Here is a 14,548-nt window from a genome sequence, read left to right as displayed (position 1 = left end):
AAATGCCGCCTGTTAAACCCTTAGGCGGCCTATTGCAATTGACATAGTATACAAAGCGGGGTTGCATCTAGCGCTAGCCCCGCTACTTAAAAAATGAATGTGTATTGCTTTGCGTTAATCCCAATTGGGCGCAAAGTCAGGGTTAACAATACGCTCGCCGTTATCAAGATCATCAATTAGTGCGAGCTCTGAATCAGTTAAATGTACACCACCGTAAGCTAAATTCTCTGCCAAGTGTACTTTACTGGTTGATGAAGGAATGGCATAAATGTGGCGTTTCTCCATCCATGCCAGAACAACTTGCGCCGGCGTCGCATCGTGGCTTTGCGCTATTCGCAATAACGTTTCGTCCTTTATTACTTTTCCAACAGCAAATGGCATATATGCAGTCGCTTTTATACCTTTTTCCTTACAAGCTTCAACAACCTTCTTATTTTGCATGAAAGGATGGATTTCAATTTGGTTGGTGTAAATCTCTCCCTTACCCAAAATCTCTTCGGCCTTGCCTAGCAAATCAATGGTGAAATTAGATACTCCAATGTGACGAGTAAGTCCTTGCTCTTTCACCTTTGCAAGGTTGTCTAAGTAACTCTCTAGAGAAATATCATTGCCAGGATATGGCCAATGGATAAGAAGCAAATCAACATACTCTAGCTTCAGCTTTTCTAAGCTTTCGTGAACACTTGGAATAAAATGGTCTTCACCCAAGGATTCATGCCACACCTTGGTGGTGACAAATAGTTCGCCTCTATCGAGTCCGCTTGTTTTTAGGGCATCGCCAACTTCTGCTTCGTTGTCATAAAATTGAGCAGTGTCAATGTGCCTGAAACCAACCTCTAATGCGCTACTCACTGACTCACGGGCTTCGTCACCTTTCAGTCGAAACGTTCCCATTCCTAGTTGAGGCATGTCTTTCATAACAATCTCCTATTCCGTATGGCCTTTTCTACTTGTTGTAGCAAATTCATAATTTCCTACGCCATCGTTTGAAAAGAAGATCGCAATGCACTTAATGATTCATAGGCTTAATCTACCGAATTTGGTTGTTATTAAACTTTTATTTTCTGCAGATATAAAAAAGGCCGCTAGCATACGCTAACGGCCTTGTGCATTCATATAAATTGAGTGGAATACTATTTGCGTTTGCCTGGGCGCCCAGCACGTTTGTTCAGGCCTTGTTGCTTACGCACTTTATGCTTTTTCACCGAGCGACGCATGCGACTTAAACGAGCGTGGTCAAGTTTACCCTGGCGTACATTAACCATAGTTTGCGTTTCATCCGGCAGTTGAACATGGCTACGAAGCGCGTTTACGTCTTCTAATCCTAGTTCTACCCACGCACCTTGCGGTAGACGCTTTTGCAGTTCAATTGGGCCATATTTAACACGAATCAAACGGCTTACTTGCACGCCTTGCGACTCCCAAAGACGACGCACTTCGCGGTTACGTCCTTCTTTCAAAGTCACGTTGTACCAACGGTTCATGCTTTCATCTTCAGCATGCTGCGGCGTAGGCGCACCTGAAATTGTCAGGAACTTTGCTTCGCCGTCTTCCAGCTCTACACCTTTTTGAAGGGTATGTAGCGTTTTGCCCGTTACTTCACCGAATACACGCACTGCGTACTCGCGTTCTACTTCACATTTTGGGTGCATTAGGCGGTTAGCCAATTCACCATCGTTGGTGAATAACAGTAGACCACTGGTGTTCATGTCTAGACGACCAACCGTGATCCAACGTCCTAATCGAATAGCGGGAAGACGGTCAAATACAGTATCGCGACCTTCAGGGTCGTGACGGCTACACAATTCACCTTCGGGTTTGTTGTACATCAAAACACGGCAAATTGGCTGTTCTGTTTGACGAGATAGCAAATGACCATCAACACGGATTTGTGCAGTGTGATCGACTCTATCTCCTAATGTTGCTTTGGTGCCATCGACCGATACTCGGCCTTCTTCAATCCAACGTTCCATTTCTCGTCGCGAGCCTAGCCCTTGGTTAGCCAGTACTTTTTGCAACTTTTCAGTCATGGGATTTCACTCTTTAATTGCTTGTTTACGGTCGCACGGTCTATTCAGACGGTGCCTCATTTAACACCTTAAGCGGCGAGTCTGACGCAACGCTTTCAGCCATGTTTTCGAAAGCATCAGCATTGGGCAAATCGCTCAACGACGTCATCGAAAAATAGTCCAAAAAGCCTTTGGTAGTTGCATAAAGCGCTGGTCGCCCAGGCACTTCTTTGTGACCTACTACCTTTACCCAGTCTCGTTCTGTGAGTGTCTTTATAATATTACTGCTTACCGCCACGCCCCTGACCTGCTCTATTTCTCCGCGGGTTATAGGTTGACGATAGGCAATGAGTGCCAAGGTTTCGAGCATTGCTCTAGAATACTTTGGCGCATTTTCCTGCCACAATTTGCTTAACCACGGGCTTAACGCATCTAACGATTGAAAGCGATAGCCACTTGCTACTTCCACCAGTTGAATGCCTCTTGGCTGATAGTCTAACTTTAGTTCGTTAATCACCTTACTCAAGGTTCTATCAGCGACGGTAAACTCATTGAGTACCGTTTCTTTTAAATGCTGCTTTGAAATAGGCTTATCAGCAACAAATATTGCTGCCTCTACCAATTGTTTAAGCTGCGCCGTGTTAATTTTCTTCATGGGCACCTAATTTTACATGAATTTTTGCATAAGGACCTGCCTGAATGCATAAAATTAGCTGTTCTTTTACTAATTCTAAAATTGCTAAGAAGCAAACCACTACGCCAGCTTTACCTTCTTCAACCGTAAATAGGCGTTCAAGCGGCGTATACTCTGTTGTTGTGAGTAACGACAAGATGAGTGACATGCGCTCTCGCGTGCTCAGTGCTTCCCGTGCAATGGTATGGTGTTCAAACGCTTCAGCGCGCTTCATAGCCGCACTGAACGCCAATACAATTTCAGCTAAAGACACGTCGGGCTCAATGCGAATTGGCGCCACATTCTCACTTAGTTCAACGTGAGTGGTGAAAATATCCCGTTCAAGTCTAGGCTGAATATCTAAATCTTCTGCAGCTTGCTTTACTAGCTCGTATTCTTTTAGCCGGCGAATAAGCTCTGCGCGCGGGTCTTCTTCTTCGTCGGAATCGTCACTGCGTTTAGGTAGTAGAAGCCTGGACTTAATTTCAGCCAATATGGCTGCCATCAGCAAGTACTCTGCCGCCAGTTCTAACTTTAGCGACATCATGGCATCCACATATTCCATATACTGCTTGGTTACGTCAGCTATGGGTAATGTGGTGATATCAAACTTTTGTTTTCTAATCAGATAAAGCAGTAAGTCGAGCGGCCCTTCGAAGGTTTCTAATATGACTTCTAGCGCGTCTGGGGGAATGAAGAGATCTTCGGGCTTTTCAATTAGCGCTTCGCCATTAATAAACGCAAGTGGCAACCGCTGCTGAACAGGTGTCGAAAGCCCCTTCTCAACAGAGGCCTCATTATCGTTATTGTTTTCTTTAACAAGCTCTGACACAGTTCCACAACCGTTTTTACGCGCTAACAAAGCGGCGATTATTGATATTATTATTTACGCGTTCATGCAAGAGCCTGTCGTGCGTTGCTGTACACCAACGCACAACAGGCCTTAGACACTTAGCTTACGGTTTCCTACTATAACTTTCACCCACAACAAGCAAAAGAAGCCATTTAAAATAAGCTATCTACAACAATCTGTTCAAAAAACAGTAAAACGAAAGTTACTCAAAGGGAGACGGATCGCCCGTGCCATGTCGCACAATTACTGGCGTGTCTTCCGACAAATCAACCACGGTAGTGGGCTGCTCACCAATGTAACCACCGTGAATAATAAGCCCTACTTGCTTTTCTAAGTTGTCGCGAATGACATCTGGGTCTGATTCGGCCATGGTGTTACCTGGCAAAATCAAAGATGTAGACATCAATGGTTCGCCCAGCTCTTCCAATAATGCAAGTGCAATGGCGTTGTCGGGCACGCGAATTCCTATGGTTTTACGTTTAGGGTTTTGTAAACGCTTTGGTACTTCGCGGGTCGCTTTCAACACGAAGGTGTAACGCCCTGGCGTGTTGTTTTTAATTTGCCTAAACGCCGTGTTGTCTACCTTTGCGTAAATTGATAGCTCAGACATGTCTCGACACATTAAGGTAAAGTTGTGATCTTTATCGATTTGACGAATACGACACAACTGCTCAAGCGCCTTTTTATCTTCCATTTGGCAGCCTATGGCATAGCCTGAGTCTGTCGGATACACCACCACTGCACCCTCTCGAATTAACTCACAAGCCTGGCTAATTAGGCGCTTTTGCGGGTTGTCGGGGTGCACATAGAAAAATTGACTCATAAATACTTCCTTTTCTTGCTAGCACAGGTCGATGATACTACTTTGCCAATAGGTTAAGTGACTGTCCACTTGTTGAGCTTCACTTGTTGAGCTTGCTGGTTAAGCTCGTTGGTTAAACTCGCTTTTAGGCTTTTTACTAGCCAACTCTCGGCATTTTAATAAGCAATAGCGCTCTTCAACCGTCCGTAAACCATTTGCGTTACATCACCCATTTATACCCAGAGCTTGGCAAATTAGATTTTCTTAGTTTTCAGCCGTCAGCCCTTCAAATTGTTTCCAATTATGCCATACGGGTGTGAGCTTAGTGCTAATGCCTAAATTCTTACCCAACTCTGTCCAACGAGACGGAAAGTGAAAATCAGAGCCCGCCGATGCTAACAACTGATGGGTTTGTGCAAGCTCATTAATAAGCTCTTGTTTGGTTTTATTAATACCTGGAAATACGGTTTCAATAGCGTCGCCACCGGCTTGCTCGAACAGCGCCACCAAGCGCCGTAGCCATTTTGCTGTCATGTCATAATGGGCTGGATGAGCCAATACAGCTTGACCGCCTGCATCGTGGATCCACTCGATAGCCGTTTCGATGCTTGGCCACTCTGCTTTAACTGCAGCTCGTTTGCCTTTGCCTAGATACTTTTTAAACGCGGCGTCCATACTTGGCACACCGTAATTGTTTACCAATACGCGCGCAAAGTGCGCCCGCGTTACTTGACCAACGCCCGCTAGCGCTTTAGCACGCGCTAAAACGCCTTCAAACCCACACTTTTCCAGCTTATCAGCAATTTTTGCAGCCCGAGCTTCACGAGTTTCCGATTGACCTTGTAGCCGTTTAAGAAACGTTAGGCAGTGTCTGTCCACATTTAATCCAACTATATGGATATCGAAACTGTGCCAAGTGGTGGAAATTTCAACACCATCAATAATAGTTAATGCACGTTTTTGCTTTGATTGAGTAGCGTGTGCTTCTTCCAAACCGGCTACAGTATCGTGGTCGGTAACGGCAAGCGCATCCACCTGCATAGTGTGCGCGCGAAGGATTAATTCTTCTGGCGTTAAGTGGCCATCAGAGAATTTTGTATGACTATGTAGATCTATTTTCAATGTCTTATGCAAATTTTAGGTTGACACAAAGGGCAATTTGTTTTCTTCTATACACACAAAGTATACGTACTAACGGCTTCAAATCCTATTGAAGTTTGGAAAAACAACGAGTAATTCATGCATTCATACGACATTTCGACAGCAATGACAGTTGCAGCTTGGTGGTGGCACTCCCTAACTTAACGGGCGGTGTGCACTGTAGTGCGTGAATGAATACACATAAAGGCCCGTTTATACGGGCCTTTTTTTTATCTTTTTGCAGTTGGAGAGTAGCAAAAATGAGTTTAGCGGAACTGGGGATTTCCCCAGGTAAGGTAGAGACAATTGAGCAAGTGGGGCACTACGTAGATGACCCACTAGCGGCATTTGCTCACTTATGTGGAAATAAAAACAACGCACTGCTTTTAGAGTCGGCAGAAATTGATTCTAAAGACGACTTACAAAGCTTATTAATGGTTGACGCAGCGCTGCGCATGGAATGTCGGGGCAACCGCGTTGAAGTGAAAGCTCTGACAGGAAACGGCGCTTCAGTATTACCTTTATTTGTAGACCACGCCCCTGACGGTCTACACATCAAAGAAAGGACAGACACTTCAATTACCATGGTATGCGATGAAGCCGACGGCGAGCTTGACGAAGACAGCCGCTTAAAGGCTGCAAGCGTAATGGACGCGCTTCGCATTGTTATCAATAAGATAACGCCAATTCGCCAACATCCCCACGCTATATTTTTAGGCGGGGTATTTGCCTACGACATGCTTGCAGGCTTTGAAAAGCTACCTGATGTTGCTGAAGGTGAAAATGACTGTCCAGACTTTGTGTTTTACCTGGCAGAAACTTTAATTACCGTTGATCACCAAACCCGCGAGACCCATTTAATCGGCAGTGTTTTTAGCGGACAAGACGTTGCCCAGCAATATTTTGCCATTGCTCAGCGCTTAGAAGCCATTCATCAGCAGCTACACGATATGCCTGCCAAGCCTGTGTTAGTAGGTGCAAATACAGCAAAGATTACTGATGTAGAAAGTGAAGCACAAAGTGGACAGTCACTCGTTTCCGATTCAGAAAACCCAAACGAAACCGAAAACGGACAGTCACTTTCTTCTTTTGACCCAAGTGTTGAAGTTAGCGTTAATTTAAGTGATGAACAGTTTTGCAACCATGTGCTGGACTTAAAACAGCACATTTTAGCCGGCGACATTTTTCAGGTTGTGCCATCGCGCACATTCTCTCTCCCCTGCCCGTCGCCGCTACTTGCTTACGCTAAACTTAAAGAATCAAACCCAAGCCCTTACATGTTTTACATGCAAGATGCCGCTTTCAGTATATTTGGTGCCTCTCCCGAATCAGCGCTTAAATACGAAAGAGAAAGCAATCAGGTAGAGATCTACCCGATTGCCGGTACCCGTCCACGTGGCAAGCGCCCTGATGGCAGTATCGACAGAGATTTAGACAGCCGTATTGAGCTTAACCTTCGCGAAGACACCAAAGAAAAGTCTGAGCACATTATGCTGGTTGATCTTGCCCGAAACGATGTTGCAAAAGTGAGTCGCCCAGGTACGCGCTATGTGAAAGACTTGCTAAAAGTTGACCGTTACTCACACGTGATGCACTTGGTATCGCGCGTGGTTGGCCAGCTACGTGACGACTTAGATCCACTGCACGCTTATCAAGCCTGCATGAATATGGGCACTCTAGTTGGCGCACCAAAAGTAAGCGCAGCGACGTTAATTCGTGAAGTAGAGAAAAAACGCCGCGGCAGTTATGGCGGCGCGGTTGGCTATTTGAATGGTCAAGGCGATATGGACACTTGTATTGTCATTCGCTCAGCGTTTGTGAAAAACGGCACGGCTTATATTCAAGCTGGTGCAGGTGTAGTATATGACTCGGTTCCACAAGCTGAAGCTGATGAAACCCGCGCTAAGGCGCAAGCGGTAATTGGTGCAGTAAAAGCAGCGCTACAAGAAGAAGCTGAAAGTATCAACGTTGCATTAAATGAAGGAGGCAACGCATGAATCAGCAAGTGACCACCCTATTTTTGCTCGATAATGTAGACTCATTTACCTACAACCTTGTGGATGAACTGCGTACCTTAAACCTAGATATTAAGGTGTATCGCAACACGGTTTCAGCAAATGCTCTGTTTGAAAGAATGCAGGAACAAGCAACGAAAGGCCCTGTGCTTCTTATGTTGTCGCCAGGTCCAGGCGCACCAAGTGAAGCCGGCTGTATGCCTGAGCTACTTAAAAAGGTACACGGCGTGTTCCCCGTTATTGGAATTTGCTTAGGCCATCAAGCTATTGTTGAGCATTACGGCGGCACCGTAGGTCGCGCCAGCCAAGTTATGCACGGCAAGTCTTCTGCTATTACCCATTCTGAAGACGCCATGTTCAAAGGCTTACAGCAGCCCTTACATGTAGCACGCTACCACTCTTTAGTGGCACATACATTGCCTGAAAACCTTACTGTGTGCGCATCTACCGTGAACGACGACGGAAGCGAAGCCGTAATGGCAGTTTACAATAGCGAAGATCGCATGTTGGGTTTCCAATTCCACCCAGAATCTATTTTAACAGCCCACGGCAGTTTGCTGTTAAAGCAAAGTATTGACTATTTAACGTTACAGGGAGCGAACCATGCTTAACGCAGGCCCTCTACTAGAACAAATTATGTTGCGAGAATCACTATCGCAAACCGAAGCATACAGTTTGTTTAACAGCATCATGCACGGTGAGCAAAGCGAAGTGATGATTGCTTCAGTGCTGACTGCGCTGAAAATGAAAAAAGAATCTCCTAGCGAAATTGCGGGTGCAGCGAGTGCCATGGTTGCCAATGCACTGCCCTTTCCCACACCGTCTTATGAGTTTGCAGATATCGTTGGCACAGGCGGTGATGGCCACAACACCATTAATATTTCCAGTGCAGCCGGTGTAGTTGCCGCATCTTGTGGCGTGAAGGTGGCGAAACACGGTAATCGCAGTGTATCGAGTAAGTCTGGCTCTGCTGATTTGTTTCGACAGTTTGGTCTTAATTTAGAGATAAGCCCAGAAACTTCCCGCAAGTGCTTAGATGAAGCAAATTTCACATTTCTTTTTGCACCGGTTTATCACGCTGGTATGCGCCACGCAGCCCCCGTGCGCGCTGCGATGAAGACCAGAACCTTGTTTAATATACTGGGGCCGCTGGCAAACCCGGCGGGTCCAACTCACGGCGTTTTCGGCGTATACTCGCCTGAACTGCTTGAACCTTACGCAAAAACCCTTATGCTGCTTGGCCAACACCGCGCAATGATAGTGCATGGCGATGGCTTGGATGAACTGGCGCTTCACGGCGAATCAATGATTTACGACCTTGAGCATGGCGATATTCGCAAGCTTACCGTTACCGCCGAAGACTTCGGTTTACCTCATTATCCTCTTTCTGCGATTGAGGGCGGTGAACCTGAAGAAAACAGACAATTTGTTGAAGCAGCGCTAAACGGCGAAGGTAAAGAGGCGCACCGTGCCGCTATTGCTATGAACTGCGGGGCACTGTTGAAAGTAACCGGCAAAGCCTCAACCTTCAAAGAAGGGGCTGAAATGGCAATGAACGCTATGGCCGAAGGGTTACCCATGCAGTTATTAACGAAGGTTGCCAAAATTACTCAGGAGGTAAGCACGAATGGCTAATGTGCTTGAGAAAATTGTTGCAGACAAACAAAAAGAAGTGGCCGCACGCAAAGAGGCATTGCCGCTAGAAAGCTTTAAGGCGAATCTAGTACCTTCTGAAAAGAGTTTATTTGCCGCGCTTAGTGAACCAAACGCAGGCTTTATCTTCGAATGCAAAAAAGCATCGCCTTCAAAAGGCCTTATTCGAGAGCATTTCGATTTAGACGAGATCTTAGCGGCTTACACGCCTTATGCTGCCGGTATTTCTGTGCTGACAGACGAGAAGTACTTCCAAGGTAAATTTGAGTACTTAGCTTATGTCACTGAGCGTGTTGCTCAGCCTGTGCTTAATAAAGATTTCTTCGTTGATACCTATCAAGTGTATTTAGCCCGTCACTACAATGCTGATGCCGTGCTATTAATGCTTAGCGTGCTAGATGATGACGAATATCGAGAGTTGGCAAGCGTTGCCAATGCTCTGTCTTTAGACATTCTTACCGAAGTAAGTAATGAAGAAGAAATGGAGCGCGCTATTGCTCTTGAAGCCAACATCATTGGTATCAACAATCGCAACTTACGCGACCTTTCTACCGATTTAGCCACCACCGAACGCCTTGTGCCCATGCTTGAAAAAGCCACGCACGACTACGTGGTTATTTCAGAGTCGGGCATATACACACACCAAGACGTGCTTCGTTTAGCGCCTGTATCCCAAGGCTTTTTGGTGGGCAGTGCGTTAATGGCCGAGGCTGACCTGCCGCGCGCAGTAAAAACGTTAGTGAATGGTGCAGTTAAAGTGTGTGGGCTTACCAGCCCCCAACAAGCACAAATGGCATTCGATAAAGGCGCAAGCTTTGGCGGGCTTATCTTCGCTGAAAAATCGCCACGCTGTGTGAGCGAAGCCCAGGCTTTGACCATAACACAAAGCGTTGACGGTGCTTTTGTTGGTGTGTTCGTTAATCACGACATTGATAAAGTGGCATCACTCGCCGCCTCGCTTAACCTTTTTGCCGTACAGCTTCACGGCAGCGAAGATGAAGCTTACATTTCAGCGCTTGCTGCCAAGCTTCCAGAAGGTTGTGAAATTTGGAAAGTCGAAGGCGTTAAAGCAACCTCTTCTGGCGCACTACCAGACGCAGTGGACAGACACTTAAATAATAGCCTTTTAAGCCGAGTTCTTCTGGATTGCCAAGTAGGCGATGCAAAAGGCGGTACAGGCGAAACGTTCAACTGGCAGCTATTAAACGATATCGAAGCAAAGCATAAGTTAGTGCTTGCTGGCGGTATCAACGCCCAGAACGTTGCAGATGCTATTGCAACCGGCAGTGGTGCTATTGATGTGAATTCAGGCGTAGAAACCGCACCCGGCGTGAAAAGCGAAGAAAAACTCGACGCGCTTTTTGCCATTTGCCGCCGTTACTAATTTAAATACAGGACAACGTAATGAACCAGTTAGATACAAAATTTGGTGAATTTGGTGGCATGTACGTGCCCGAGCTACTTATTCCAGCACTAGACCAACTGGAAAAAGCATTTTTAGATGCCAAGGACGACCCAACATTTAACGAAGAGTTTTTATCTCTGTTAAAGGATTATGCCGGTCGCCCCACATCAATGACGTTAACTCGCAATCTGGTAAGTAACCCAAAGGTAAAATTATACCTAAAGCGTGAAGACCTATTACACGGTGGTGCACACAAAACTAACCAGGTGTTAGGCCAAGCGCTGCTGACTAAGCGTATGGGTAAAAAAGAAGTTATCGCCGAAACAGGCGCGGGCCAACATGGTGTTGCCACCGCGTTAGCATGTGCATTGTTAGGGCTTAAAGCACGTATTTATATGGGTGCGAAAGATGTTGAGCGTCAAGCGCCAAACGTGTTCCGAATGAAGCTTATGGGCGCAGAGGTTATTCCTGTAAACGCAGGCTCAGGTACCCTTAAAGATGCCGTAAACGAAGCCATGCGCGACTGGTCAGCAAACTATGATAAAGCGCACTATTTGTTAGGCACAGCCGCGGGCCCACATCCGTTCCCGACTATTGTTCGTGAATATCACCGCATGATTGGCGAAGAGACTCGCGCACAAATTATGGAAAAAGAAGGTCGCTTACCTGACGCCGTAGTAGCATGTGTGGGCGGAGGCTCAAATGCTATCGGTATGTTTGCAGACTTTATTGATGAGCCTTCTGTGCGCCTAGTTGGCGTTGAGCCTGCGGGTAAAGGTGTGCACACCAAAGAGCACGGCGCAACTATCGTGACGGGTACAAAAGGTATTCTTCACGGCGCATACACCTTCATTATGCAAGACAAAGAAGGTCAGATTGAAGAGAGCTACTCAGTATCTGCTGGTCTGGACTACCCTGCTGTTGGCCCTCAGCATGCTTACCTTCACGATATTGGCCGAGCGGAATACGTGGCCGCTACAGACGAAGAAGCGCTGAACGCATTCCAATTGCTTGCAAGAAAAGAAGGTATTATTCCTGCCCTTGAATCGTCGCATGCCTTAGCGCACGCGCTTAATATGGCAGATGAAGCGGAAGAAGAAACCATCATCGTAGTTAACTTATCAGGTCGTGGCGACAAAGATTTAGCGCACGTTATCAACATTTTAGGGGACGATTTATAATGGATAGATATGCACAAATGTTCGCCGGTCTTGATGAAAAGAACCAAGGCGCTTTCGTACCTTTTGTAATGGTAGGTGACCCCGATTTAGCGCAATCTGAAGCCATTATTTGTCAGCTGGTAGAAAGCGGTGCTGACGCACTTGAGTTAGGTATACCTTACTCTGACCCCATTGCTGATGGTCCCACAATACAAGCTTCTGCCATTCGCGCTTTGGAGAGTAAAGTAACGGTAGCGGATTGCTTGGGTGTTATTTCACGGGTTCGCGCAAAATACCCAGAGGTGCCTATCGGCTTGCTACTTTATAGCAACTTGGTAATGGCCCAAGGCATCGAAAATTTTTACAATAAAGCGCAAGAGGCAGGCGTTGACTCAATCTTGGTCGCTGACGTTCCTATTCGCGAAGCGGCACCTTTTCAAAAAGCAGCCGAAGCCACTGGCATTTCACAAATTCTGATTGCACCACCTAATGCTACTGACGAAACCATGGAAAAAATCGGGGAATACTCGAAAGGTTACACGTATTTGCTGGGTCGTGCGGGTGTTACTGGCGCAGAAACTGCCGCAAACGTGCCTGCTTCAGAGCTTATTGAGCGCTTGAACAAACACAAAGCAGCACCAGCATTGTTAGGCTTTGGTATTTCTACACCGGAACAGGTTAAATCTGCTATTGACGCAGGTGCCGCTGGCGCAATTTCAGGCTCGGCGACGGTGAACATCATCGCTGCCAATTTATCGGACAGTCACAAAATGCTAAGTGAGCTCGGCAGCTTTGTTGAAAGCATGAAAGCAGCTACTGTGAAAGGATAAGCGCATGCTATATATGATTTGTGCAACCGATGTGGCGGACAGTCTAGAAAAACGCCTAGCGGCGCGACCTGCTCACCTTGAACGCCTGAATGCATTAAAAGATGCGGGCCGTTTAGTTATGGCAGGCCCCTTCCCTGCTGTAGATAGCCCAGACCCTGGTCCAGCCGGATTTACTGGTTCGCTAGTAGTAGCAGAGTTTGATTCACTAGAAGCTGCTCAAGCATGGGCAGACGCTGATCCGTACATCGAAGCTGGTGTTTACGAAAGTGTTGTTGTTAAACCTTACAAAAAGGTTCTGCCTTAGTTTTTAGCTAAACTCTAAGTAACAAACTGCGATAAATAACGAAAGCCCCTTAAGATCGAATAGCTCCGGTTTTAAGGGGCTTTTTTGTTGCTTCAACAGTAATGAAGCTAACACTTATTTATTAAACTAGTGTGGACAGACACTCATTTGCCAGTCTAATGAGGACACACACTCGTAATTGTTCGCCAAGCTTCACTTGGGATAATGGACAGTCACTTATTAATCAGCCAACAATCGCAATAACAATCCCTTGTGGACAGACACTCGCTCCTCTGAGAAAGTGCCCCAACGCCTCAATGCTTCGTCACAAAACTGGCCTAAATGCTGCGTTTAAAGATCGACCTTTTCATGCTCACCCATCTCTTCTGGCTTCACCGTTTTACCAGTGAGCATTTTAAACATGCCTTTTAGCGAAGGATCTGCATCCCACACTTCTGCATCTATAAGTTCAAAGCGAAGCATTAATAAAGAAGGATCATCTTTACCTTTCTCGAACCATGCTTCTACTGGATTAGACCAGTATTTATCAATCACCTCTTTACGTGATTCAACAGTGAGGTTGCCTTGAATGCAAGCAAATACATCGTGACCTTTAGATGCAAAGTGAACCATGGCTTTTCCACCTTTCGCGATGCGGTTGTCTCGACTAGTGTAAAACCAAAACTCACTATCAGCGTCTTTATCAAGCTGGGCGTACATAGGCTCGGCATGCATATCCTCACCAACCAGACTTACCATGACTTTTGGACTATCTGACATCGCTTTCCACATTGTTTTCTTAATATCGCTAGACATAGCTCCTCCTTGTCGAAAATAAGTGTCTGTCCGACGTTACTATTGAATCGAGTAGTTGAACAAAACACCTTATTTTCATTTTATTAACTCATCTAAAGCCTATGCATCGCACATGACATGCCAAAAAAACCATATCGCCGAATTCCCTTGCAAAAAAAGCTATTAAGAAACGTTAGATTTTTCACCCAACGCGAGGCAGGTACAGGTTTGGACAGACACTCATATATTCCCATGGTCTGTAAGAACTATGTAAAGGGAACTGTGGATAGTCACTCGACAACATCGTAGATATTGCTCACGTAGTTACAAATCAGCAAAGCGCAACAAAGCGGACAGACACATTTTCAAAGTAAGAGTAAAGATTACTCAATATGTCATAGTAGCGAGAGCGCTAGACTATATTCGTCACATGAGGCCTTTAAATAGATTGTGGACAGACACTCTAATTTTGACTTGCGTCATCATTGCAATTAAGTGTCTGTCCACAATATTTGCTCTTTCGTCAATGCCATTTACTTAAGGCTTATATACAGCTTTTGCTCCGCAAGGTAGACTAAACCCAGTTCAGAATGGGTTCAGTTAACCAAGTTATAATTATCTGTAGTTTGGCCTGTGTGGGATAATAATTGTGAGGTTGTATGGCATTATCGCTTCGTGTTGCAGTAGTTTGTTTAGTGTTAGCTTTATCTAACACTACGCCAGCATTGGCGTTGCAAGACTCTGGTGGCGATATATCAAAAAGCGAAGCTGCAGAGCGCGCGCGCGCTTCTGAGAATGGCCGTGTCTTAAAAGTTGAACAAACCTCAAAAAACTACCGGGTAAAAGTACTCAAAAAGTCTGGGCGAGTAGTGTCAGTAGATGTAGACAAGCGTTCAGGCAAGGTGAAAAAAAGTAAAGATAAGGACTAAC

General features: G+C 45.8%; 15 protein-coding genes. 8 read left to right on the top strand and 7 right to left on the bottom strand.

Translation table 11 applies throughout. The features are described 5' to 3' along the window. Positions 1-114: 114 nt before the first annotated feature. The 6 genes from dkgB to E5672_RS04200 form a co-directional block, all read right to left on the bottom strand. Complete coding sequence (gene dkgB, locus E5672_RS04225) at positions 115-918, bottom strand: 2,5-didehydrogluconate reductase DkgB (RefSeq protein ID WP_136781076.1); 804 nt, start codon at positions 916-918, stop codon at positions 115-117. Between the two features lie 215 nt (positions 919-1,133). Next, the gene (gene rluB, locus E5672_RS04220; RefSeq protein ID WP_136781075.1) at positions 1,134-2,030 is read right to left on the bottom strand and encodes a 23S rRNA pseudouridine(2605) synthase RluB; all 897 of its coding nucleotides are present in this window, start codon (positions 2,028-2,030) and stop codon (positions 1,134-1,136) included. Between the two features lie 40 nt (positions 2,031-2,070). After that, entirely contained in the window at positions 2,071-2,664 is a 594-nt protein-coding gene (gene scpB / locus E5672_RS04215; RefSeq protein ID WP_014948948.1) for an SMC-Scp complex subunit ScpB, read from the bottom strand. Continuing rightward, the gene (locus tag E5672_RS04210; RefSeq protein WP_136781074.1) at positions 2,651-3,514 is read right to left on the bottom strand and encodes a segregation and condensation protein A; all 864 of its coding nucleotides are present in this window, start codon (positions 3,512-3,514) and stop codon (positions 2,651-2,653) included. The genes scpB and E5672_RS04210 overlap by 14 nt, the downstream gene beginning before the upstream one ends. Before the next feature lie 223 nt (positions 3,515-3,737). Continuing rightward, positions 3,738-4,358, bottom strand: coding sequence for an L-threonylcarbamoyladenylate synthase (locus E5672_RS04205; protein WP_014948946.1), 621 nt, complete (start codon positions 4,356-4,358; stop codon positions 3,738-3,740). A gap of 243 nt (positions 4,359-4,601) precedes the next feature. Then, positions 4,602-5,459, bottom strand: coding sequence for a PHP domain-containing protein (locus E5672_RS04200; protein ID WP_136781073.1), 858 nt, complete (start codon positions 5,457-5,459; stop codon positions 4,602-4,604). Between the two features lie 278 nt (positions 5,460-5,737). Between E5672_RS04200 and E5672_RS04195 the strand changes: the two genes are divergently transcribed. The 7 genes from E5672_RS04195 to E5672_RS04165 are packed head-to-tail and all read left to right on the top strand — an operon-like array spanning position 5,738 to position 12,844. Further along, the gene (locus tag E5672_RS04195) at positions 5,738-7,474 is read left to right on the top strand and encodes an anthranilate synthase component 1 (protein ID WP_136781072.1); all 1,737 of its coding nucleotides are present in this window, start codon (positions 5,738-5,740) and stop codon (positions 7,472-7,474) included. Further along, complete coding sequence (locus E5672_RS04190; protein ID WP_136781071.1) at positions 7,471-8,103, top strand: aminodeoxychorismate/anthranilate synthase component II; 633 nt, start codon at positions 7,471-7,473, stop codon at positions 8,101-8,103. Before E5672_RS04195 ends, E5672_RS04190 begins: the two co-directional genes overlap by 4 nt. Continuing rightward, positions 8,096-9,127, top strand: a complete 1,032-nt coding sequence (gene trpD / locus E5672_RS04185) for an anthranilate phosphoribosyltransferase (protein WP_014948943.1) — start codon at positions 8,096-8,098, stop codon at positions 9,125-9,127. The genes E5672_RS04190 and trpD overlap by 8 nt, the downstream gene beginning before the upstream one ends. Beyond that, positions 9,120-10,529, top strand: a complete 1,410-nt coding sequence (trpCF, locus tag E5672_RS04180) for a bifunctional indole-3-glycerol-phosphate synthase TrpC/phosphoribosylanthranilate isomerase TrpF (RefSeq protein ID WP_136781070.1) — start codon at positions 9,120-9,122, stop codon at positions 10,527-10,529. Before trpD ends, trpCF begins: the two co-directional genes overlap by 8 nt. A gap of 20 nt (positions 10,530-10,549) precedes the next feature. Further along, positions 10,550-11,731, top strand: a complete 1,182-nt coding sequence (gene trpB / locus E5672_RS04175) for a tryptophan synthase subunit beta (protein ID WP_014976090.1) — start codon at positions 10,550-10,552, stop codon at positions 11,729-11,731. Next, positions 11,731-12,540: a tryptophan synthase subunit alpha gene (gene trpA, locus E5672_RS04170; protein WP_136781069.1), complete on the top strand. Its 810-nt coding sequence runs from the start codon at positions 11,731-11,733 to the stop codon at positions 12,538-12,540. Before trpB ends, trpA begins: the two co-directional genes overlap by 1 nt. Before the next feature lie 4 nt (positions 12,541-12,544). Beyond that, positions 12,545-12,844 carry a YciI family protein gene (locus E5672_RS04165; protein ID WP_039225734.1) on the top strand — a complete coding sequence of 100 codons (300 nt, stop codon included), beginning with the start codon at positions 12,545-12,547 and terminating at the stop codon, positions 12,842-12,844. A 330-nt stretch (positions 12,845-13,174) separates the two neighbouring features. Here the strand turns inward: E5672_RS04165 and E5672_RS04160 are convergent, their stop codons facing one another. Continuing rightward, the gene (locus E5672_RS04160) at positions 13,175-13,639 is read right to left on the bottom strand and encodes a pyridoxamine 5'-phosphate oxidase family protein (protein WP_136781068.1); all 465 of its coding nucleotides are present in this window, start codon (positions 13,637-13,639) and stop codon (positions 13,175-13,177) included. A 638-nt stretch (positions 13,640-14,277) separates the two neighbouring features. Here E5672_RS04160 and E5672_RS04155 point away from each other — a divergent pair. Next, on the top strand, positions 14,278-14,547 hold the full coding sequence (locus tag E5672_RS04155; protein ID WP_136781067.1) for a PepSY domain-containing protein: 270 nt from the start codon (positions 14,278-14,280) through the stop codon (positions 14,545-14,547). Position 14,548 lies beyond the last annotated feature (1 nt).

It is taken from the genome of Alteromonas portus, assembly GCF_005117025.1.
GTDB classification, from domain to species: domain Bacteria; phylum Pseudomonadota; class Gammaproteobacteria; order Enterobacterales; family Alteromonadaceae; genus Alteromonas; species Alteromonas portus.
This window is presented reverse-complemented; position numbering and strand designations above follow the sequence as displayed.

Bases quoted from the DNA above. Each gene is read 5' to 3' on its own strand.
- E5672_RS04205 (WP_014948946.1), bottom strand. From the start codon at position 4,358: ATGAGTCAATTTTTCTATGTGCACCCCGACAACCCGCAAAAGCGCCTA.
- rluB (WP_136781075.1), bottom strand. From the start codon at position 2,030: ATGACTGAAAAGTTGCAAAAAGTACTGGCTAACCAAGGGCTAGGCTCG.
- E5672_RS04195 (WP_136781072.1), top strand. From the start codon at position 5,738: ATGAGTTTAGCGGAACTGGGGATTTCCCCAGGTAAGGTAGAGACAATT.
- trpB (WP_014976090.1), top strand. From the start codon at position 10,550: ATGAACCAGTTAGATACAAAATTTGGTGAATTTGGTGGCATGTACGTG.
- trpD (WP_014948943.1), top strand. From the start codon at position 8,096: ATGCTTAACGCAGGCCCTCTACTAGAACAAATTATGTTGCGAGAATCA.
- trpCF (WP_136781070.1), top strand. From the start codon at position 9,120: ATGGCTAATGTGCTTGAGAAAATTGTTGCAGACAAACAAAAAGAAGTG.
- E5672_RS04190 (WP_136781071.1), top strand. From the start codon at position 7,471: ATGAATCAGCAAGTGACCACCCTATTTTTGCTCGATAATGTAGACTCA.
- dkgB (WP_136781076.1), bottom strand. From the start codon at position 918: ATGAAAGACATGCCTCAACTAGGAATGGGAACGTTTCGACTGAAAGGT.
- trpA (WP_136781069.1), top strand. From the start codon at position 11,731: ATGGATAGATATGCACAAATGTTCGCCGGTCTTGATGAAAAGAACCAA.
- E5672_RS04155 (WP_136781067.1), top strand. From the start codon at position 14,278: ATGGCATTATCGCTTCGTGTTGCAGTAGTTTGTTTAGTGTTAGCTTTA.
- scpB (WP_014948948.1), bottom strand. From the start codon at position 2,664: ATGAAGAAAATTAACACGGCGCAGCTTAAACAATTGGTAGAGGCAGCA.
- E5672_RS04160 (WP_136781068.1), bottom strand. From the start codon at position 13,639: ATGTCTAGCGATATTAAGAAAACAATGTGGAAAGCGATGTCAGATAGT.
- E5672_RS04165 (WP_039225734.1), top strand. From the start codon at position 12,545: ATGCTATATATGATTTGTGCAACCGATGTGGCGGACAGTCTAGAAAAA.